The sequence below is a fragment of the Marinobacter sp. F4206 genome (assembly GCF_019392195.1).
GTDB lineage: Bacteria > Pseudomonadota > Gammaproteobacteria > Pseudomonadales > Oleiphilaceae > Marinobacter.
Genome location: NZ_JAHXKI010000002.1, coordinates 1176403 through 1197500, shown reverse-complemented (window position 1 = coordinate 1197500; position 21098 = coordinate 1176403). Strand labels below are relative to the sequence as shown.

21 protein-coding genes and 1 other RNA gene are annotated in these 21098 nt (G+C 59.8%); 4 read left to right on the top strand and 18 right to left on the bottom strand.

What is annotated here, in order from left to right:
• Positions 1-24: 24 nt before the first annotated feature.
• The 9 genes from purH to KZO34_RS07885 form a co-directional block, all read right to left on the bottom strand.
• Positions 25-1605: a bifunctional phosphoribosylaminoimidazolecarboxamide formyltransferase/IMP cyclohydrolase gene (gene purH, locus KZO34_RS07925; protein WP_219475448.1), complete on the bottom strand. Its 1581-nt coding sequence runs from the start codon at positions 1603-1605 to the stop codon at positions 25-27.
• A gap of 84 nt (positions 1606-1689) precedes the next feature.
• Positions 1690-2007, bottom strand: coding sequence for a DNA-binding transcriptional regulator Fis (fis, locus tag KZO34_RS07920; RefSeq protein ID WP_219475445.1), 318 nt, complete (start codon positions 2005-2007; stop codon positions 1690-1692).
• Positions 2004-3002 (bottom strand): tRNA dihydrouridine synthase DusB, encoded by a 999-nt coding sequence (gene dusB / locus KZO34_RS07915; RefSeq protein WP_219475442.1) that lies wholly within the window; start codon positions 3000-3002, stop codon positions 2004-2006. Before dusB ends, fis begins: the two co-directional genes overlap by 4 nt.
• 225 nt (positions 3003-3227) lie before the next feature.
• On the bottom strand, positions 3228-4481 hold the full coding sequence (locus KZO34_RS07910; RefSeq protein ID WP_219475439.1) for a DUF3426 domain-containing protein: 1254 nt from the start codon (positions 4479-4481) through the stop codon (positions 3228-3230).
• A 61-nt stretch (positions 4482-4542) separates the two neighbouring features.
• Complete coding sequence (gene prmA / locus KZO34_RS07905; RefSeq protein ID WP_219475435.1) at positions 4543-5439, bottom strand: 50S ribosomal protein L11 methyltransferase; 897 nt, start codon at positions 5437-5439, stop codon at positions 4543-4545.
• A 29-nt stretch (positions 5440-5468) separates the two neighbouring features.
• Entirely contained in the window at positions 5469-6815 is a 1347-nt protein-coding gene (gene accC / locus KZO34_RS07900; protein ID WP_219475432.1) for an acetyl-CoA carboxylase biotin carboxylase subunit, read from the bottom strand.
• 18 nt (positions 6816-6833) lie between these two features.
• The gene (gene accB / locus KZO34_RS07895) at positions 6834-7295 is read right to left on the bottom strand and encodes an acetyl-CoA carboxylase biotin carboxyl carrier protein (RefSeq protein WP_219475429.1); all 462 of its coding nucleotides are present in this window, start codon (positions 7293-7295) and stop codon (positions 6834-6836) included.
• A gap of 27 nt (positions 7296-7322) precedes the next feature.
• Entirely contained in the window at positions 7323-7763 is a 441-nt protein-coding gene (gene aroQ, locus KZO34_RS07890) for a type II 3-dehydroquinate dehydratase (RefSeq protein WP_219475426.1), read from the bottom strand.
• A gap of 299 nt (positions 7764-8062) precedes the next feature.
• Positions 8063-9676 carry a diguanylate cyclase gene (locus KZO34_RS07885; RefSeq protein ID WP_219475423.1) on the bottom strand — a complete coding sequence of 538 codons (1614 nt, stop codon included), beginning with the start codon at positions 9674-9676 and terminating at the stop codon, positions 8063-8065.
• A gap of 196 nt (positions 9677-9872) precedes the next feature.
• Between KZO34_RS07885 and KZO34_RS07880 the strand changes: the two genes are divergently transcribed.
• Together KZO34_RS07880 and KZO34_RS07875 are read left to right on the top strand one after the other, a co-directional pair.
• Positions 9873-11873 (top strand): bifunctional diguanylate cyclase/phosphodiesterase, encoded by a 2001-nt coding sequence (locus tag KZO34_RS07880; RefSeq protein WP_219475421.1) that lies wholly within the window; start codon positions 9873-9875, stop codon positions 11871-11873.
• A 6-nt stretch (positions 11874-11879) separates the two neighbouring features.
• A complete protein-coding gene (locus KZO34_RS07875) occupies positions 11880-12932 on the top strand; it encodes a DUF2333 family protein (protein ID WP_219475418.1) in 1053 nt (350 codons plus the stop codon).
• A 71-nt stretch (positions 12933-13003) separates the two neighbouring features.
• On the opposite strand, the gene ppa is transcribed toward KZO34_RS07875, so the two are convergent.
• The 3 genes from ppa to rpiA all read right to left on the bottom strand — a co-directional run bounded on the left by ppa (position 13004) and on the right by rpiA (position 15611).
• The gene (gene ppa, locus KZO34_RS07870) at positions 13004-13531 is read right to left on the bottom strand and encodes an inorganic diphosphatase (RefSeq protein WP_219475414.1); all 528 of its coding nucleotides are present in this window, start codon (positions 13529-13531) and stop codon (positions 13004-13006) included.
• A gap of 115 nt (positions 13532-13646) precedes the next feature.
• Complete coding sequence (locus KZO34_RS07865) at positions 13647-14786, bottom strand: acyl-CoA dehydrogenase family protein (protein ID WP_219475410.1); 1140 nt, start codon at positions 14784-14786, stop codon at positions 13647-13649.
• A gap of 144 nt (positions 14787-14930) precedes the next feature.
• Positions 14931-15611: a ribose-5-phosphate isomerase RpiA gene (gene rpiA / locus KZO34_RS07860; protein WP_219475406.1), complete on the bottom strand. Its 681-nt coding sequence runs from the start codon at positions 15609-15611 to the stop codon at positions 14931-14933.
• A 137-nt stretch (positions 15612-15748) separates the two neighbouring features.
• Here rpiA and ilvA point away from each other — a divergent pair, with 137 nt between their 5' ends.
• On the top strand, positions 15749-17284 hold the full coding sequence (ilvA, locus tag KZO34_RS07855; RefSeq protein WP_219475403.1) for a threonine ammonia-lyase, biosynthetic: 1536 nt from the start codon (positions 15749-15751) through the stop codon (positions 17282-17284).
• Positions 17285-17447: 163 nt separating this feature from the next.
• Entirely contained in the window at positions 17448-17612 is a 165-nt protein-coding gene (locus tag KZO34_RS07850; RefSeq protein ID WP_219475400.1) for a hypothetical protein, read from the top strand.
• Here KZO34_RS07850 and KZO34_RS07845 read toward each other — a convergent pair.
• The 6 genes from KZO34_RS07845 to KZO34_RS07820 form a co-directional block, all read right to left on the bottom strand.
• A complete protein-coding gene (locus KZO34_RS07845; protein ID WP_219475398.1) occupies positions 17582-18229 on the bottom strand; it encodes a 5-formyltetrahydrofolate cyclo-ligase in 648 nt (215 codons plus the stop codon). The two genes, KZO34_RS07850 and KZO34_RS07845, sit on opposite strands and share 31 nt — an antisense overlap.
• A gap of 4 nt (positions 18230-18233) precedes the next feature.
• Positions 18234-18415: non-coding RNA, 6S RNA (gene ssrS, locus KZO34_RS07840), on the bottom strand.
• A 74-nt stretch (positions 18416-18489) separates the two neighbouring features.
• Entirely contained in the window at positions 18490-18786 is a 297-nt protein-coding gene (locus tag KZO34_RS07835; protein WP_219475395.1) for a cell division protein ZapA, read from the bottom strand.
• On the bottom strand, positions 18786-18992 hold the full coding sequence (locus tag KZO34_RS07830) for a TIGR02449 family protein (RefSeq protein WP_218635662.1): 207 nt from the start codon (positions 18990-18992) through the stop codon (positions 18786-18788). Before KZO34_RS07830 ends, KZO34_RS07835 begins: the two co-directional genes overlap by 1 nt.
• 102 nt (positions 18993-19094) lie before the next feature.
• Entirely contained in the window at positions 19095-20369 is a 1275-nt protein-coding gene (locus KZO34_RS07825) for an ABC transporter permease (protein ID WP_219475393.1), read from the bottom strand.
• Positions 20366-21082 carry an ABC transporter ATP-binding protein gene (locus tag KZO34_RS07820; RefSeq protein ID WP_219475390.1) on the bottom strand — a complete coding sequence of 239 codons (717 nt, stop codon included), beginning with the start codon at positions 21080-21082 and terminating at the stop codon, positions 20366-20368. Before KZO34_RS07820 ends, KZO34_RS07825 begins: the two co-directional genes overlap by 4 nt.
• Positions 21083-21098: the final 16 nt, after the last annotated feature.

Here is a 21098-nt window from a genome sequence, read left to right as displayed (position 1 = left end):
GGGAATCCTTTTGCTGGTCCGGAATCAGTGGCGGAAGTGGCGCATGCCGGTGAACACCATGGCAATGCCGTGCTCGTTGGCCGCGTCGATCACTTCCTGGTCGCGCATGGATCCGCCGGGCTGGATGACTGCGGTAATGCCGGCCTTGGCGGCGGCATCAATGCCGTCCCGGAACGGAAAGAAGGCGTCTGACGCCATCACTGACCCTTTGACTTCCAGGTTTTCGTCGGCCGCCTTGATGCCGGCAATCTTGGCACTGTAGACCCGGCTCATCTGACCGGCGCCGACACCAATGGTGCGACCGGCCCTGGCGTAAACAATGGCGTTGGACTTGACGTACTTGGCCACTTCCCAGGCAAACAGCAGGTCGTTGAGCTCTTCCTCGGACGGCTGGCGGGTGGTGACCACCTTGACGTCGGCCATGGCCACCATGCCCAGGTCACGGTCCTGCACCAGCAGGCCGCCGGTGACCCGTTTAAAGTCCATGGTCTGGGTGCGCTCGGCATCGAGCTCACCGCACGCCAGCAGTCGTACGTTCTTCTTCGCGGCCACCAGTTCAACCGCTTCCGGAGCGATCGTCGGGGCAATGATGACTTCCACGAACTGGCGGTCGATGATGGCCTTGGCCGTGTCCGCATCCAGTTCCCGGTTGAAGGCGATGATGCCCCCGAAGGCCGAGGTCGGGTCAGTGGCAAAGGCCAGTTCGTAGGCCTGATGGATGTCCGCACCAATGGCAACGCCGCAGGGGTTGGCGTGCTTGACGATAACGCAGGCCGGGTCGGCAAATGGCTTCACACACTCGAGCGCGGCATCGGTGTCCGCCACGTTGTTGTAGGAGAGTTCCTTGCCCTGCAACTGTTTGGCAGTGGCAACACAGGCTTCTCTCGGATTGCGCTCGGCGTAGAAAGCGGCGCGCTGGTGCGGGTTTTCGCCATATCGCATGTCCTGGACCTTCACGAACTGGGCATTGAAGGTCCGCGGGAAATCGGCGTTGTCGTTGTCCGGCGTGCGGCCGCCGAGGTAGTTGGCTATCGCACCGTCGTAGCCGGCGGTGTGCTCGAACGCCTTCACTGCCAGGTCAAAGCGGGTGCTGTAAGTCAGCTCGCCGTCGTTGTCCTTGAGCTCTTTCAGAACCCGTGAATAGTCCGACGCGTTGACCACGATGGCTACATCGTTGTGGTTCTTGGCCGCCGCGCGGACCATGGTCGGGCCACCGATATCGATGTTCTCGATCGCCGTGGGCAGGTCGCAGTCGGGGTTCGCAACGGTTTCCTCGAACGGGTACAGGTTGACCACCACCATGTCGATCGGGTCTATACCATGCTCGCCCATGATGGCATCGTCAGTGCCGCGGCGGCCGAGAATGCCCCCGTGGATCTTCGGGTGCAGGGTTTTGACCCGACCGTCCATCATTTCCGGGAACCCGGTGTAGTCGGACACTTCTGTCACCGGAATTTTGTTTTCCTTCAGGAGTCTGAAGGTACCTCCGGTGGAGAGCAGTTCGACGCCGCGTTCGGTGAGGGCCCGGCCGAAATCGACGATGCCGGTCTTGTCACTTACGCTGATCAGCGCGCGACGAATGGGGGAGTTAGCCTGGTTTGCCATGAGTCACTTTCTTCGCTGGAGATGAACGAATAAGGGCCTCGCGAATGGTTTCCGGGAGGCCCTTGTCATGTCAGGGTGTCTGGATTATAGCAGACCGTACTGCTTCAGTTTTTTGCGCAGGGTGCCGCGATTCAGCCCCAGCATGGTCGAGGCCTTGGTCTGGTTGTTGCGGGTGTATTTCATCACCTGCTCCAGCAGCGGGGCCTCTACTTCGGAGAGCACCAGCTGGTACACCTCGGTTACCGGCGCGCCATCAAGCTGCGCAAAGTAGTTCTTCAGGGCAACCTCGACGCTGTCACGCAGGGTGACGCTGTTGCCGCTGCCATTCACCGTCTGAAGCTGGTGAATATCGTCGCTGGCCGGGGTGCTTAGATTCTCGTTTGCCAAAGTCTCAGCGGTCATGCTGCGAATACCTCTCCATTTCGTAAGCCTGCAAAATACTGTTGAATACTGTCTGTCTGCTCCAGCGCATCGTCGATAGCGTTGAAGCGTTTACGGAACTGTTTGCTCTGGTCGTGGGACTGCAGGTACCAGCCCACGTGTTTTCTGGCAATACGCACACCCATCTTCTCGCCGTAGAAGCTGTGCAGGGCGGCCAGGTGTTCGATCAGAATCCGTTCCACCTCACTCAATGGCGGTTCCGGCAGATGTTTTCCGGTCTCCAGGTAATGGAGAATCTCCCGGAAAATCCACGGTCGTCCCTGGGCACCCCTGCCGATCAGCAGTCCATCGGCTCCGGTGTGTTCCAGCACGTGCCGTGCCTTCTCCGGAGAGCTGATGTCGCCATTGGCGAATACCGGAATCTGCACCCGGGATTTGACGTCGGCGATGGTGTCGTACTCGGCGTTCCCCATGTACTTGTCGGCCCGGGTGCGACCGTGGATGGCAAGGGCCTGGATGCCTGCATCCTCCGCCATCCGGGCAATCACCGCCGCGTTCCTGTTGTCCGAATCCCATCCGGTCCGCATTTTCAGCGTTACCGGGATGTCCACCGCGCTCACCACGGCGTTCAGAATCTCGCGAACCAGGCCCTCGTCCTTCATCAGGGCGGAGCCTGCAGCCTTGTTGCATACCTTCTTGGCCGGGCACCCCATATTGATGTCGATAATCTGGGCACCGAATTCGGCGTTCTGTCGGGCGGCATCAGCGAGCATGTCGGGATCACCGCCGGCAATCTGCACCGAACGGGGTTCCGGTTCGCCCTCATGGTTCAGGCGCGTCCGGGATTTTCGCGTATGCCAGAGCTTGCTGTCCGCTATGACCATTTCCGATACCGCAAGGCCGGCTCCCATCCTGCGGCATAACAGCCGGAAGGGGCGGTCCGTCACGCCAGCCATGGGCGCAACAATGAGCGGATTGGGCAAGGTGTACGGCCCGATTTTTGCCGTTGGCAGCATGATCTGAGTCCGTGTCACAGCGGGTTATGCAAAAGTCGGATCTGGTCAATTGTTCAATAAGTAATCGATCCAGTATCCGAAGGGCGCTAATGATACCGTCGGGGGAGGTCTGATTGAAGGGGCTAACTCACGAAAAAACTGATTATTTTTCGTGCTTTCTGGTTGACTTTTGTTCTGTTTGGTGGCGGTCGGCGTTCACTGTCGAGTAAATACTTGCTTACCTTTTCAGGGCGAGTAGGGGCGGAAATTCAGGTTGTAATTCACGGCATCCTTGCCCGGATCGCGGATCTCGATCGCTATCCGGACCGGCGTATCCTTGGGCATGGTGTCGAGCTTCTGCCCGTCACCGGCCAGGTATTCCTCGGGCGTGAAGATACTCTGGGCCACCACATCCCCATTCAGGTTGGAAAAGGTCAGGGCAATGGCCGGGAACGGTTGTTCAAAATCGGCACGGTTGATGATGACGGCATCCACCACCAGCTGGGTGCGGTTTTCCGGGTCTGTCCGGACCACCAGCTTACGGCTCTGAATGGCATCGACATTGACCAGCGGTTCCAGTTCGCAACCAGCCAGCTCGCAGCCTTTTTCATAGAATGGACGGAGTTCCGGAATGGCCGCCAGTCGATCGAACTGGAACCAGGTGACCTGCGCAACCAGAACGCCAATCAGCGCGAGTACCACCAGGGTCCAGGTCAGTGTGCGCAGCTTGCCAGTGCCGCCGCCCCGGACCGATAACGGTTCCCGGCGGAGGTCGTCGAACGGGATGGTGGCTGCCATTGGTTCGCCAAGCCGTTCATTGCGGCTGTCGGACTCGAAGCGAGGCTCGTCAGCAAAGGTGTCGTAGAAATCGTCACCAGGTTGCTCCGACGTCTCTGGCCGGACCGGTTCGGGTTCGAAGTCGGCGGTGATCTCCGGCTCCGGCGCAGGGGCTGGTACGGTAAAGGGTTCAGACCACCGTCTGGTGGGCTGTGACGCTGGTTCCGGGCGGGGCTCGGGCTTTTTGGGTGCCTCCTCGTTTCGGGGGGGCGTTGACGGCTTGTCGGTGTCTTCGAGAATGGCTTCTGCCCAGCTCTCATCGACATCGTTGTGTGGCGAATCGTCATCCGCATCGTGAAAATCCGATTCGGTCTTGCTGCCGGCGGTTCGGAAACTGTCGCTAAGCTCATCGTCAGAGAATGTCATCCTGGTGCCGGCATACGGACCCTCGGCCGCATCTTCTTCGGGGTTGTCAGCGAAGACGAAATCCTCTTCCGTGGCGAACGAGCCGCCCGTGGCGGTACTCCCCGAGCCTTCCGGCGCTGGCTTGGCGGGCGCCTGGGATTGGGTGGATCGGGGCAGGACCTGATGATCGATGGCATTGAAGACGGCCATGCAGTTGCCGCAGCGTACCTTGCCCTTGGCAATACCAAGTTGTTCGTCCGTGACCCGGAAACGGGTCTGGCATTTTGGGCATTGGGTCTGCAGGCTGCTCTGGGTCATGCGTCGTTCCTGAAAGCGACTAGGCTACGAGTGCGGAGTTTAGTCGTTAAGGCCTTGTTCGTCACCCGCCGTTGCGTCGTCCTGTGAGGCGGATCCATTCTTCGCGCTGTTCCGGCTCGTCCATCACGAACCAGGGCTCATACGCGGCCATGACCTCCCGCGCCTGATGCGACAGAATGCCCGACAGCACCAGGCTACCGCCGGGTTTGGTCAGGGCGGCCAGGTGCGGTGCCAGTCCGATCAGCGGCTGTGCCAGGATGTTGGCAAGCATGACGTCGGACTTGGTATTCGGCTCATTATCGGGAAGGTAGAGGTCGAGACGGCTGTCGTCCACGCCGTTGCGGCGGGCATTCTCGCGGCTGGCTTCCAGCGCCTGAGGATCGGTATCGACGCCAACCACGTGATTGGCGCCGAGCAGGAGAGCGGCCAGGCCGAGAATTCCGGAGCCACAGCCATAGTCGGTCACCTGCCGGTCGCGGACATCCTGACCGTCCAGCCATTCAAGGCACAGCGCCGTGGTCGGGTGAGTGCCGGTGCCGAAGGCCAGGCCCGGATCCAGCATCAGGTTGGCGGCATCCGGGTCGGGCGCATCATGCCAGCTGGGCACAATCCACAGGCGCTCACCGAATTTCAGGGGGTGGAAGTCGTCCATCCAGGCCCGTTCCCAGTCCTTGTCCTCGACCAGAGTAACCTCGATGTCGGCCAGGGTCTGCTGGGTGTTCTGATGCCAGGCATCCCGAACATCCGCGCACAACTGGTTGATGTCCCGGTCGGACTGAAACAGACCGGTCACCGTGGTCTGGCTCCACAAGGGGGTCGTGCCCGGATCCGGTTCGTAAAGCGGCTGATCGGCGGCGTCTTCCATGGAAACGGCGTCGGCCCCCATTTCCATGAGCAGATCCTCCAGCTGATCCGCGTTGTCCGGATCAGCCGGGATCTGAAGTTGTATCCAGGGCATAGGCGTTCCTGCAGTGGTGATGCAGGACCTCAGTCCCGCATCAGTTTTTCAAGGTAATGAATGGTGAAGTCTACCTGTTTGAAGCCACCATCGCGTACCAGTTTTGCGTGCAGGGGCTGATTGGTCTTGATGCCCTCGACCACCAGTTCGTCCAGAGCGTTCTTCATGCGCCGGCGGGCAATTTCCCGGTCGTCCCCCCAGGTGATCAGTTTGGCCACCAGGGAATCGTAGAACGGCGGCACCGTGTAACCGCTGTAAAGGTGGGAGTCGACGCGGACACCGTTACCGCCCGGGGCGTGAAAATGCTTCACCTTGCCGGGGCTGGGTGCGAAGGTCTTGGGATCCTCGGCGTTGATCCGGCACTCAATGGCGTGGCCGGAGATGCGAATGTCCTCCTGGCTGTATTGCAGCGGCAGGCCGCTGGCAATGCGCAGCTGCTCGCGCACGATGTCCACGCCCGTGACCATTTCCGACACCGGATGCTCCACCTGCACTCGGGTGTTCATTTCGATGAAGTAGAACTCACCGTCCTGGTACAGGAACTCAAAGGTGCCGGCACCCACGTAGCCGATTTCCTTACAGGCATCGACGCAGGCCTTGAGGGTGCGTGCTCGCGACTCCGGGTTCACATTCGGAGCCGGAGCTTCCTCGATCACCTTCTGGTTTCGGCGCTGCATGGAACAGTCGCGGTCACCCAGGTGGATGCAGTTGCCGTGCATGTCGGCCAGCACCTGGACTTCCACGTGGCGCGGCCGCTCGAGGAACTTCTCCAGGTACACCGTCGGGTCACCGAATGCGTTCCGGGCCTCGCTCTGGGTGATCTGGACGCCTTTCAGCAGCGCCGCCTCGGAATGAACCACTTGCATACCACGGCCGCCGCCACCGGAGGCTGCCTTGATCATTACCGGGTAACCGATTTCGCGGGCAATACGCAGGGTGCGGTCGTCGTCATCGGTGAGCGGGCCGTCTGACCCGGGAACGGTGGGAACACCGGCTCGGATCATGGCGTTGATGGCAGACACCTTGTTCCCCATCAGGCGAATGGTGTCAGCCCTGGGGCCAATGAAGTGAAAACCGCTTTTCTCCACCTGTTCGGCGAAATCGGCATTCTCGGCGAGGAAGCCATAGCCCGGATGGATGCCCACGGAGTCAGTCACTTCGGCGGCACTGATGATGGTCGGAATGTTGAGGTAGCTGTCCAGCGGGCTATTCGGGCCGATGCAGACGGATTCGTCTGCCAGCCTGACGTGCATCAGGTCTCGGTCGACCTGGGAATGCACTGCCACCGTCTTGATGCCCAGCTCCTTGCAGGCGCGCAAGATCCGGAGGGCAATTTCACCCCGGTTTGCGATCAGAACTTTTTCTAACATGGCCATGAGTAGCAATCACCGCGTTCAGGAAATGACGATCAGAGGCTGGTCAAACTCTACCGGCTGGCCGTTCTCGACCAGAATCTCAGAGACGGTACCGTCCTTGTCGGCCTCGATCTGATTCATCATCTTCATCGCTTCCACGATGCAGACAACGTCACCGGCTTTGACCGACTGACCAACCTCCACGAACGCCTTGGCAGTGGGTGAGGGCGAGCGGTAGAAGGTGCCGACCATCGGGGATTTCACGGAATGGCCGCTCGGCGCCGCGGGTGCCGAGTCTTCCTGGGCCGGTGCCGGTGCTGCTTCCTGTGCCGGTGCAGACTGTGGCGCTGGTGCCGGGTAGTGGCTTACGTACTGGGTGCCGGCTACCTGTTCGCGGCGCCGGGAAATGCGAACCGAGTCATCACCTTCATGAATCTCCAGCTCCTCGACATCGGATTCCTCGAGCAGCTCGATCAGTTTTTTGACTTTGCGAATATCCATAGTTAATCCAGTCCCGTTATGTCTGGTCTATCGGTGAATGCGTTGCAGGGCTGCCCGGAGAGCGAGGTCGTACCCCTGGCTACCCAGCCCACAGATAACGCCCTCGGCGATATCGGAAAAATACGAATGATGGCGGAAGGGTTCCCGCGCATGGACATTGGAAAGATGCACCTCGATGAAGGGGATGCCGGTCGCCAGCACGGCATCTCTCAGTGCAATGCTGGTGTGCGTGAAGGCTGCCGGATTGATGATCAGGTAATCCACGCCTTCCGCCCTGGCTTCATGAACCCGCTCGATCAGCTCGTACTCGGCATTGGACTGCAGGTGCAGCAGGTGATGGCCCTTTTCTGCCGCAGTCTGCCGAAGCCGGTCGTCGATGTCGCCCAGTGTCTCGTACCCGTAGACCTCAGGCTCGCGAGTTCCGAGCATGTTCAAGTTCGGGCCGTGGAGCACGAGAATTGTCGACATGGTTCAGTCTGCCTTGTTGTCTTTTTTACAGGATCGCCGAAAATAACAGCACGTTCCCACAATGGTGCGTGCTTGTTTCATTCAGATCAACACTTTTTGACAATCATCCATGTTGTCCTTTGGTCGTAAAAAGACGGCTTCTGCATCGAAAAGGACGCTTTCCGTTGATGACAATCATTGTCGTCAACAGCGGGCTCAGGCGCTATACGACGTTGGTTTCATACAAGGCAGGCGGACAGGCATGCCCGCCCCTGTCCTGGGCGGGTTTGAAATGGCGGGGGTAAACTGGCCGGGCTGGCCTATTCGGATGACGTACTGACGCAGTTCCGGCCCGCGTTCTTGGAGTCGTACAGGGCGCGATCGGCCCGCTCACACAGGGCCTGTGACGATTCTCCCTGCCAGGCGGCCACGCCGCAGCTGAAGGTGACGTTGAACTCCCGGTCGCCCGCCGGCTGATGAAGCTCGGAAAACCGTTCGCGAATCTCGTTCAGGACGTTCCGGGCATCGCTGGGGCGGGTGTTGGGCAGAATGATGGCAAACTCCTCGCCACCGTAGCGTCCGATGTGGTCGGTCTTGCGAAGCCGCTGTTTCAGGAACATCGAAAGGCTTCTCAGTACCCGGTCGCCGATGGGGTGGCCGAAGGTGTCGTTCACCTTCTTGAAGTAATCAATGTCGATCATCGCGAAACTCAGCGGCTGATCTTTCTGTCGTGCCCGGACAATTTCCTGATCCAGCAGGTGCAGGGTATGGGTGTGGTTGTACAGGCCAGTCAGGCTGTCGCGAATCATCAGGGCCAGCAGCGAACGCGCCCGCCGTCCACGGTTGTGGATGGTGGCGACGAGGTGTTTGGGGTCGATGGGTTTGGTCAGGAAGTCATCGCCGCCCAGGCTCATGGCGTGCAGCTGTTTGGTGACATCCTCTTCGGCAGACAGGTAGATGATGGGTACGCTGTGGAATCGGTCCTGCTGGCGGATTACCCGGGCGATTTCCATGCCGGTACAGCCGGGCATGTACATATCAAGGATGATGATCTCGGGCGAGAACTCCTCCAGGGCATGAATGATCTGCATCGGGTCGGTGATGATATGGGCGGTCATGCCCGCCTTCTTGAGCACCGTTTCCATGTACTTGGCCTGGGCCCGGGAGTCGTCGAGCACCAGAACCTTGTAGGGTTCGACGGTGTTGCCGTGGGTGTAGGTCTCAATCTTTTCGATCAGCTGACCCGGATCGACGGCGGGGTAGAAGAACTCCTCGCCACCACAGCGTGAAGCGCGCAGGCGGGTTTCGATGGTGCCGTCCTCGTCGCTCATGAAAATGATCGGAATCGGGGTGTCGTGGCGTTCCTGCAGTTGCTCGATAGTCGCCAGGCCGGCATTGACTGCGCCGCCGAAATTCACGTCCATCAGGATGGTTTCGGGCTTGTGCAGCGCGCAGGCCTCAATGAGCTCTTCCGCCGAGCCGAAGGCCGAGGCGCGGAAGCCGAAAAACTCCAGCTGGCGGATCAGGCGTCCGGCCATCTCCGTGTTGGCCAGGGCAATATACACCGGGGTGCGCCGGAACTGTTGCGGTGCTTCGGAGTTGTCCTGGTCGGTGCGCCTGAGTGTGCTGCGGGAAAGCGCCTCAATGGCATCCTGGATCTGTCGCTCGAGTGCTTCATCCAGTGGGGCGTCAGCGGGCCAGTCGGCCAGTAGCCCCAGGATTTTCCTGCCGGCGTCGGCATGGCTGGCCATTTCAAACCGCTGGGCGTAGCGCACCAGCTTGTCGGTAGCGGCGGTGAATTCACTGTGGTGCGCGCCCGAAATCGATCTGTCCGCATGAATCTTCTGCCAGGTGTCGAGAACAACCCGGGCCTGGGTTGTCACGCGTCGCGCGAAATGCTGCCTGAGTTTCTCTTTCTGGCTTTCGTCGTTCATGGTGCTCCGGCCTGTCTCTTTTTCGTTATCGGTCGTCCGTCCCGGTCTGGACGATTTTTCCACCTTAGTCTCTAGGCAGAGTCTATAGTGTTTAATGTTGTCGGCGTAGGTTGCTCCATGTAAATGTTTGTCAACTCTGCGGTGCAAGTCACAATCCACCGACCGGCTGGCGCACAGTCAATCGGAGAAACCTTCCATGACACGGAAGCACATCTGCATTGATCGAACCCAGTATGGCGCGGCCACGCTGCGGACTATCCTGCTGCTATTCACCGGTTCTCTGCTGGTTGTGATCCTCGTGGCCGGCTTCATTACCAGTTACGGCTACTTTCGCACCTACGTCTCGGAACAGCTCGCCGGGCACGCCCGGGACGGTGCGACGGCCGTCGGTCTGTCCCTGTCCAATGCCATTGACGCCCGGGACCCGGTTGCCGCGGCATCGCTGATCGATGCCGTGTTTGACAGCGGCCGCTATCTGTCCGTGCGTTACCTGAACCATCAGGGCAGTGAGGTGGCGGGGCGGGAGATGACGCTGGCCGACACTGACGTACCGCCGTGGTTTCGGACGTTTGCAGATCTTGAGCTGACGGTGGCGGAAGCGGAAGTCGTTCGGGGCTGGAGTCGGCTGGGCAAGGTGGAGGTCGTCAGTAACCCGGGCCGTGCTTACACCGATCTCTGGCGGATTACCGTCGGCCTGGTCGCCAGTACGGCAATCATCGGTGGCGTGGGGCTGTTCGCCCTGTTTTTGTTGCTCAAGCGCACCTTGCGGCCTCTGCGCGCGCTGGAACGACAGGCTCAGGCGCTCGGTCGTCGGAATTTCCGGCAGCGGGTGACCGTCAGGTCTACCCGGGAGGTGAACCAGGTGACGGCCGCGATGAATCAGATGGCGGACGACCTTGGCCAGTTGTTTGAGGGGCAGGCAAAGCTGATTCAGCATCTGCGTCGGGTGAATAACGAGGATCCGGTGACCGGCCTGGCGAGTCGCAGTGCCTTTGATCAGCGCCTGAAAGTGGAGGTGGAGTCGGAGGAAAAGGCGGCGCCCGGAGTCCTGATTCTGGTTCAGCTGTGGGACTTTGCCACCTACAACCACACCTATGGTCGCAGCGAGGCCGACCGTTTGTTGCTGCGGGCGGCCGCGGTGATCAACGGGTTTGTGACTGCGCACATGGGGTCGTTTGCCGGGCGTCGCAACGGTGCCGAATTTTCCATCTATGTGCCCGGTGCGATGCCCGCGGATGCCGGCATCTGGTGTCAGGATCTGGTGACCGAACTGGATGGCGTCTACGCGGATCTTGCCGCGCCACTGGAAACTGCCGTCCATGCTGGCCTGGCGCGAACCGGTGACGGCCGCGGCACTCGCGAATTGCTGGCGGCGGCGGACGAAGCTCTGCGGCTGGCGCAGAGGAACGAGGAGACCGGGTGTCACCTCGCCGAGCCGGACAAAGAGGGGCACCACAATCTCGAGACCTGGCGGGTCATTATCAGTCAGGCCATACGTGAGCAGAGTTTGTCGCTGTGGTTGCAGCCAATGATCAGTGAGCATCAGTCGCAGCCGGTCTATCATCAGGTCTTTTCCCGCATCGAGGGCCCGGATGGCCCCCTGAAGGCTGGCGCATTCATTCCCATGGCAGAGCGGTTTGGCCTGATTTCGGACATTGACCGGCTGCTGATCCAGCGCGTGCTGAAACGTCTGGCCGAGCGCCCGGACGAGCCGCTGGCGGTGTCGCTGAGCAGCGCCTCCGTGGCCAGTGAATCCTTCCGCAAGGAGATGCTTGCCATGCTGGAGGCGGCGGGTCCGGGTGCCGCAAACCTCTGGATCGGTATTTCAGAGCACACCATCCATCATCACCGGACCGCAGTGGGGCTGCTGGTCCGCGCGTTGGTGCGTCTCGGGGTGCCGGTGCTGGTGGATCGCTTTGGCGTCGGCGGGGTGCCCTTCAGTTACCTCAGGAATCTGAGCGTACAGGCATTGCGTATTGATAACTCATTCATTCACGATATAGACACCCACGACGACAACCGTTTCTATCTGGAGTCCGTGGTGTCCATCGCGCACAGCCGGGGCGTGAAGGTATTTGCGACCGGTGTCGAAACGTCGGCGGAGTACTCAGTGGTGTGCAAACTGGGTATTGACGGGGCCATGGGGTACCATCTTGGTCGACCATTTGCTGCTGATAACCAACCGACAGGGGAATAACAGTCTATGCCAGGCAAACTCAGACAGTATTTCAGGGACAAGAAAGACGACGTTCAGGATTACGCCGGCGGCAGCGGAATGATCGGCAAGTTCATTCTGGTCGTGCTCGTAGTGTACCTTCTGGTCACCGTGGTCCTTGGCATGTACTGGAGCAGCGAGCCCGACGCTTTCTCGGTTCGGGAGCATACCCGCACGGTCGCCAATGAAATGCAGCGGGAGCCGATCACCGGGTTCGCAACCACAGTGACCATGATCCGCATTGCCGAGACACTTCTCGACAAGCCGGGCGGCTACATCTCCAACGACATTTTTCCACCGGGCCTGTGGATGGACAACATGCCCAACTGGGAGTACGGCGTATTGGTGCAGCTTCGGGACTTGTCCCGGGCCATGCGCAAGGACGTCAGCCGATCCCAGAGCCAATCTGCGGAGGACCGTGACCTGACCATTGCCGAGCCTCAGTTTCATTTTGACAGCAATAGCTGGGCGATTCCCTCCACCGAAGCCGAATATCGTCGCGGGATCCGGGCGCTGAAACGGTATCTCAATCGCCTGTCAGACCCTGAAAAGCCCGATGCCCAGTTCTTTGCCCGGGCGGACAACCTGAGCAACTGGCTGGCCGATCTTGAAACGCGTCTCGGTAGCCTGTCCCGCACCTTGGGGGAGAGCGTCGGCAAAGCGTCGGTATCGGATGCGGTTGCCAATGTTATTCAGGATGATCCGCTGGCCGAAGAAACCGGCGCGGTTGACGTGCAAACGCCCTGGACCAGGATCGATGACGTCTTTTACGAAGCTCGCGGCAGCTCCTGGGCACTGCTGCACATATTCCGGGCCATTGAGGTGGATTTCCGTAAGGTGCTTCAGGACAAGAACGCCATGGCCAGCGTAAAGCAGGTCATTATCGAGCTGGAAGGCGCGCAGGGCTCGATGTGGAGTCCAGTGGTGCTGAACGGCAGCGGTTTCGGTGTGCTGGCTAACCATTCCCTGACCATGGCTGCCTACCTGTCCCGGGCCAACGCAGCCATCAGCGACATGCGGGATCTGCTGTCTCGGGGCTAAGACGAAAGCACTCTCGAAAACAAAAAAACCGGGCTTTTGCCCGGTTTTTTTGTGCTTCGAAGACGGGTTGATCAGCCCTTGTAGGCCTTGATCGAGTCTTCGATGGCTTTCTTGGCGGCAGCGGCGTTATCCCAGCCCTGCACCTTGACCCATTTGCCCGGCTCAAGCGTCTTGTAGTTCTCGAAGAAGTGCTGGATCTGGTCGCGCAGCAGTTCCGGCAGGTCATCGATTTCCTTGACGCCATGGTAGGAGGTGGTCAGCTTGTCGTGGGGAACCGCGACCAGTTTGGCATCGCCGCCGGCCTCGTCCTCCATGTTCAGGACGCCGACCGGACGACAGCGGATAACCGAGCCGGCCTGGACCGGGTACGGGGTTACGACCAGTACGTCCAGTGGGTCGCCGTCGTCGGCCAGGGTGTGGGGGATGAACCCGTAGTTGGCCGGGTAGAACATTGGCGTGGCCATGAACCGATCGACCAGCAGGGCACCCATGTCCTTGTCCAGTTCGTACTTGACCGGGGAGCTGTTGGCCGGGATTTCGATGGCAACGTAAATGTCGTCAGGCGGATTCTTGCCTGAGGGGATGTTATCGAATTGCATAGTCGATTCTTCCTGGGTGCGTTTGGATAGTGTGTTTAACTGCGGCTAAAAAGTGGACGCAATTATACGGAAGTCTCCTGCAGTTCGAAACTAAACGTTGGTCTTGCCTGTCAGGCTAGAGCTTCAGCTGTTTGCTGATCAGCTCCTTCATGATTTCGGTGGTGCCTCCGCCGATCGACAGGATCTTGGCGTCCCGGTAGAGCCGTTCGACCACCGATTCCCGCATGTAGCCCATGCCGCCAAAGATCTGTACCGCCTCCCGGGTGACCTTCTCGCAGACCTCGACCGAGAAATTTTTCGCCATGGCGACCTGTTTGATCGGATTCTTGCCCGCCTGCATCAGATCGGCACAGCGGTAGGTGTATTCCCGCGCCACATCAATCTGAGTCGCCATGTCCACCAGTTTGTGGCGGGTAACCTGGAAGCCGATAAGGTTGCGGCCGAAGGCCTCGCGCTGGTTGGCGTAGTCGAGGGCGGCCTCATACGCCAGCTGGGCGGTCATGTAAGCCATGATCGACAGGCTCAGGCGTTCGGCCAGGAAGTTGCTCATGATGGCAATGAAACCGGCGTTTTCGGCGCCAATCAGACGATCGGCCGGCACCCGGCAATCCTCGAAAAACAGCTCTGCGGTGTCGCTGGCCCACCAGCCCATCTTGCGTAGTTTCTTGCCGGTCGAAAAACCGGGCATGTCGCGGTCGATCAGCAGCAGGCTGATTCCGCCGTGGCCCTCGCCACCGGTGCGCACGGCCACGGTGTAGTGATTGGCGCGCAGGCCGCTGGTGATGAACGTCTTGCTGCCGTTGACGACGAAATCGTCGCCGTCCCTGACGGCGCGGGTCTTGAGGTGCGCCACGTCGGAACCGCCGCCTGGCTCGGTGACGGCCAGGGCGGCAATCTTCTCGCCCCGAAGAACCGGTGGCACGATCTGTTCGCGGATTTCCGGTCGCGCCCATTTGGCGACCGGTGGCAAGCCGATGTCAAGGGAGCCGAGGCTGGCCACCAGACCGCCGGAGGTGGATCGCATAAGCTCTTCAGAAACTGCCACACGGAGGAAAATGTCGCCCTCGCCGGTGCCCCCGAGTTCTTCCGGGAAACCAATGCCGAGCAGGCCGGCGTCGCCTGCTTGCCGGTAAAGCTCCCGCGGAAATTCGCCGGCTTCTTCCCAGTCGTCAATGTGGGGAAGGACATGGGTGCTGATGAATTTTCGGGCGCTCAGGCGCGCCTGTTCGTGGATGTCGTTGAAGAAGTCGGACACGCTGGGGCTCCCTGTGATCTGAAATCATAGAGTGCAGTGTTGCGCACTTTCGACTACCAAGCAAGCGCTTGGTTTTCGATTTTTGGGACAACAAAAAAGCCGGCCCGGAGGCCAGCTTTAGCTTGAACCCGAGCGTAACGCCGGTCAGGCGCCCGGACGGGGAATGCTGTTCACCCCGGTGCTGGTGCCAAGCAGCAGGAGGTCCGCAGGGCGACGGGCAAACAGGCCGTTGGTCACCACGCCTACGATGTTGTTCAGTTTTTCTTCAATATCGATCGGACGGGAGATGTCGAGGTTGTGGACATCAATAATGATGTTGCCGTTGTCGGTGACCACGCCTTCCCGGTACACCGGGTCGCCCCCCAGTTTTACGATTTCCCGGCCCACATGGCTACGGGCCATCGGGATGACCTCGACGGGGAGCGGGAAGCTGCCCAGTACACCCACCATCTTCGATTCGTCGGCAATGCAGATGAAGGTCTTGGCCACCGCCGCCACAATCTTCTCGCGGGTCAGCGCAGCGCCGCCGCCCTTGATCAGCTCCAGTCGCTCATTGGCTTCATCGGCGCCGTCCACATAGAACTCCAGCGAGCCGGCGCTGTTCAGGTCATACACCGGGATGCCATGGCTTTTCAGGCGCTCCGCCGTGGCCTCGGAGCTGGCCACGGCACCGTCAAACTCGGTTTTCATATCCGCCAGCATATCGATGAAGAAATTGGCGGTGCTGCCGGTGCCGACACCAATAATACTGTCGCTGTCGAGACGCGGTGCGATGTAGTCGATCGCGGCTTTCGCTACGGCTTTTTTGAGTTCGTCCTGGGTCATGGCAAGCTCCGGGTGGGAAATCTGGATGAGTTTAGCGACATTATAGCTCTTCGGAGCGGTCTGCTTATAGACGGCTGCCGTGCAAACTTTCTACACTGTGGGTTTTTCCCAGCCACTCATCAATCACCGGAAGCACTATGCCGCAACGCTACATCAAGAAGATTCTCGATGCGCGCGTCTATGACGTGGCCATCGAAACACCCCTGACTGAAGCCCGTAGTCTGTCCAAGCGGTTTGGCAATAATATTATGCTCAAGCGCGAAGACCTTCAGCCGGTGTTTTCTTTCAAGATTCGCGGTGCGTACAACCGGATTGCACAACTGTCCGAGGAGCAGAAGTCCAAGGGCGTGATTTGTGCCTCGGCCGGCAACCATGCCCAGGGCGTGGCGCTGGCGGCCAAGAAGCTGGGTATCAAGGCCGTGATTGTCATGCCGCAGACCACCCCGGAGATCAAGGTGCGATCGGTACGGGACCATGGTGCCCGTGTGGTGCTCAAGGGTGATGCCTTCGACGAAGCCGCTACCCATGCTCAGGAACTGATCCAGAAGCATGGCTATACCTACATCCCGCCCTTTGACGATCCCGATGTCATTGCGGGGCAGGGTACGGTTGCCATGGAGATCATGTGGCAGTTCAGCAAACCGATCCATGCCATCTTTATCTGCGTCGGCGGTGGCGGCCTGATTGCCGGGATGGCGGCTTACATCAAGTACCTGCGTCCCGAGATCAAGGTCATCGGTGTCGAGCCGGAAGATTCCAATTGTCTGCAGGCAGCCATGAAGGCGGGCAAGCGTGTCGTCCTGGATGAGGTGGGCATTTTTGCCGACGGGGTGGCGGTCAAACAGATTGGCAAATACCCGTGGGAGATCTGCAAGGATCACGTCGACGAGGTGATCACCGTCTCCACGGATGAAATCTGCGCCGCCATCAAGGACGTGTTCGAGGACACCCGGTCGATTGCTGAACCGGCGGGCGCCCTGGGTGTTGCCGGCATCAAGAAGTACATCCAGCGGGAGCAGATCGAAGGTGAAAACATGGTGGCCACCCTCAGCGGTGCCAACATGAACTTCGACCGGTTGCGTTACGTGTCCGAGCGGACCGAAATCGGTGAGCAGCGCGAAGCGATCCTGGCAGTGACCATTCCGGAGAAGCCCGGGGCGTTCAAGACGTTCATCAACGCCCTGCACAAGCGCAGCATCACCGAGTTCAACTATCGCTTCGCTGACCGCAATGAGGCGACGATCTTCGTTGGTATCCAGATTCAGGCCGGTGGCCATGGGCGCGAGGACCTGGTGCAGGACCTACGGGAATCCGGCTACGGTGTGATCGATCTGACCGACAGTGATCTCGCCAAGCAGCACATCCGCCATATGGTTGGCGGCCATGCACCCAGCATCACCAATGAAAAGGTGTTCCAGTTCGAGTTCCCGGAACGTCCGGGCGCGCTGATGAAATTCCTGATGTCCCTGGGGACCCGCTGGAACATTTCCATGTTCCACTACCGCAACCACGGCGCCGCCTACAGCCGGGTTCTGCTCGGTGCCCAGGTGGACGACTCGGAAGTAAAAGACTTCGAGCAAATGCTCGACAAGGTCGGGTTCCGGTACGAGAACATGACCGATAATGAGGCGTATCAGCTGTTTCTTGGCGCCGGCAATCACCAGTCTGACTGACTCGACGCGGGAGTCCGTGCTCCATGAAAAGGTTACAGAACGGTAACCTGTCAAAAATTGTAAAACTCAAGATGCGTGTTAATCTTTCGATTAATTCTCGGAAACAAGAATAGCTACCTGATTTTCAAACATTTTAATAACTAACTTTGAAGGAAGCGAAGACATGGGCGGCAAGCCTGACATTATTAAAGCCATCGTGCTGATATTTGCTGTTGGCCTTGTCATCACCGGTTTCACGTCTCTTCACGCTTCCGAAGACCAGCCCCGCATTCAGGCTGGCGTTACCATCAGTTCGCTTCAGGTAGTTGAGGGGCGGCTGAACCGGTAACACCGCCGGTCCGTTACCACGCCGTGCAGAGGCACATCCCAAGGCTCAATGGGTAACTGCCCTACTCTCTGAAAATCGTGGGCAAGCCCGATCAGTTTGGGCGCCAGCCCGGGCCGCAGCCGACTGAAGGCAAAGGTCCGGTCATAAAAGCCTCCTCCCATGCCGAGTCGTCCCCCGTTTTCGTCAAACCCCACCAGTGGAAACAATACGGCATCCAGGGCCCAGGCCGGGCGCCTGAGTCCGTTGCTGAACGCCGGTTCTGGTATGCCGAAACGATTGGGTCGAAGCTCGATGTCGTCGGAATAGGGGCTGAAAACCAGTCTGCCTTTGTGGATGGGGTGAAGTACCGGCAGGTAGAAGCGGATGCCCTTGCGTTGGGCCAGGTCCATGTACAGGCCCGGATCGATCTCGCCGTCATTCGGCAGGTAAATGGCAATGTGTCTGGCGCGGTGAAGATCGGGGTTGTTCAGCAGATTCAGGGCGAGGTGTTCGGAGGCCTGTTGTTGCTGCTCGTATGACAGGGAACGTCTTCGTTTGCGCAGGTGTTTGCGGAGCTTGCTGCGTGAACAGGTATCAGGATGGGCGTCGAACGGTTGGGAGTCGATAAACTGGCTCAAAATAAAGCTTCCCGGGCTGCCGTTATCGGATGTGGCCCTTGAACCCAAAGTTCAAGGTCGGTGGCCGCTGTGACATATTAGGCTTTCCCCTGTCGGGGACGTGCTCACAATGCCCTGAAGTAGCCACCTGGGTAGTGCGCATCGGCTCGAGGACGTATCCGATGATCCCGAACAGCCCAGGAAGTTAATCCCATTATACGGGCACACGCGGGGCTGATTGCAATACCGATTCTGTAACCCTTACCACAAGTTAAGAATCCCTACTGTCCTGAGGATTCCCCCAGGGCACTGTCCAGCTTGCTCTCCATGGCCTGAAGAAGGGAGCTGGTGGCGTCGGACATGGTGTCCCGCTCCAGCAGTTCGTGGGTAATATTCAGGGCCGCCATCACGGCAATACGCTCGGTGCCGAAGACCTTGCCACTGGAACGGATTTCGCGCATCTTGCTATCGAGGTGTCTGGCGGCGCGCAGCAGGGCTTCGCGTTCCTCCTCCGGGCAGGCAACCAGATATTCCTTGTCGAGAATCTTCACCTCTACGGTGGTCGATGACTGAGACATCAGTGGTGCTCCAGTGCCCTTAGGCGGCCAATCATGGCTTCGATCTTGTTTTTCGCAAGATCATTCTTGTGCATCAACTGGGCTCGTTCCCGGTTCCAGTCATCCTGCAAGTCCCGCAAGGTGGCGTTATCCCGCTCCAGTTTCTGACAGTGTTCAATCAGCTTGTCCAGCTTGTCCGCTAATGCCTGTACTTCGGACTGTTCCATCACGTGCCCAACATTGGTTGTTGTGGTTGCAATCAACTATAAGTCTGGACGCTAAGTTGGTCAATTTACAGGGTTGTCATTACCATGCCAGCGTGACGTCTGTCACTCCTCTGCAGTGTCTCCGAGGCCCAGGGCGCGGCTCTTGCGCCAGGCGCTGACCGCCGGAATCAGGGCCACCAGCAGCGCCGCCAGCGGTACGGCGCCGAGCAGACTCCATTCCACGGTGTTAAGGGGGCGCAGCCGGGTTTGAAGGCCGTAGGTTTCCTGCAGCCAGGGACTGAGCGCAGATACTGCGAGGGCCCCGAGGGCCACCGCGAGGACGCAGGCGACCAGTGCCAGGGCCACGCACTCAATCAGGTACAGTGCGGCAATCAGGCCTGGAGAGGCGCCTGTTGCCCGCAGGATGGAAATTTCGTGGGTACGCTGGGCCTGCAGGGTCAGCAGGACCGCAATCAGTCCGATCAGGCTGGTCGCCACCACGAACGCTGTGATCCCCAGCAGGGCGCGTTCAAACTGGCTCATGAGGCGCCAGAGTTCGCTCAGGGCAACGCCGGGCAGAATCGCAGACAGGGGCTCCCCGGCGTATTGGTTCAGTGCCCGCTGGACCTGAAAGGTCAGAATTTGCTGCTTTAGTCCGGCAAAGGCGGCGGTGATTGCGTCCGGCGTGAAATCCCGGTCTTCGGCCTGCTCCGGCGTGAGCGTCCGGCCCGGGATGGCGACGCCGGACTCCCAGCCAACGTGCATCGCTTCCATGCCAGCCAGACTGATGTAGACGGCCTGATCGACTGGCGTTCCGGTGTGTCCGAGCACGCCGGTAACCCGGAAGGGCGTGTCGTCGTGATTGGAAAAGCTGGTTCGGCCACCGCCGTGGGACAGCACGATGCGGTCACCTACGGCGTGTCTCAGCGTGCTGGCGACTCCGGCTCCGAGGACAACGTCAAACACCTGCTCGAACCACTGGCCATCGGCCAGTTGCAGTGCCTTTCCCTGACCAAAGCGGAAATGCTCCAGAAACGCGTTCCCGGTGCCCACGACCCGGAAGCCCCGGTAGCTGTCCCCGAGTGAAATCGGAATCAGCCAGTCAATGCGTTCGTCTTCCTGCAGCGTCTGAAATGTCGACCAGCGGATGTTGTTGGTGGCATCGCCCATGTGGAACACCGTATAAAGCAGGAGGTTCAACTGCCCGCTTCGGGCGCCAATGATGAGATCGGTGTCGCTGATCGTGCTGGTGAACGACTGTTTGATCTCGGTGCGAAAATACTGGATGCCCAGCAACAGGGTAACGCTCAGGGTTAGGGTCAGGCAGACCAGTCCGAGAACCCGTCGTCGATACCAGAGGCTGGCGGCGGCGAGGGAAAATGCAAGTTGCGCGCTCATAGGCCCTCTCCCCCCAGTCGAACCTGGTGGGTGAAGTGCTGGGCCAGGGCTCGATCGTGGCTGACAAACAGGACCGACGTGTTGCGTTCTTCGGCCAGTGTCAGCAGGAGGTCGAGGAACCGGTCGCGGTTATCGCTGTCCAGGGCTGAAGTGGGCTCATCGGCCAGAATGATTTCCGGGCCGCCGATGAGGGCCCGGGCGGCGGCAATGCGCTGCTGTTGGCCGATGCTCAGCCGGGTGACACTGCGTCGCCAGCAGTCTCTCGGAATGGCCAGCGCGGTCAGTAACCGATGGGATTCCTGAACCGGGTCCGGGTCGGTAGCGTCGCGCCGCTGTGCCGACAGCCGGCAGGGCAGGGTGACGTTGCCCTCGGCGGTCAGGTAAGGCACCAGGTTGAACTGCTGGAAAATGACGCCAATGTGGTGCGCCCTGAATTGGTCCCGTTTGCCGGCGCTGAGCTGGTGTATCGGGGTGCCCAGGAGTCGGACGCCGCCGGTGGCGGGCTTTAACATGCCGGAAAGCAGGCTCAGGAGCGTACTCTTGCCACTGCCGCTGGGGCCATGGAGAAACAGGTGCTCGCCGGCCGGAAGGGCCAGGTCTGGAAAGGCGATCGGGAGCTGCCGATCGTCCCAGAGGTGGGAGAGGTCACTGGCTTCAAGCGCGAGGGCGGGCCCTCGGGGGCGATGAGGTGCTGACTCTGTTGTGGGCTTCATGTTGATTGCTGTGCGT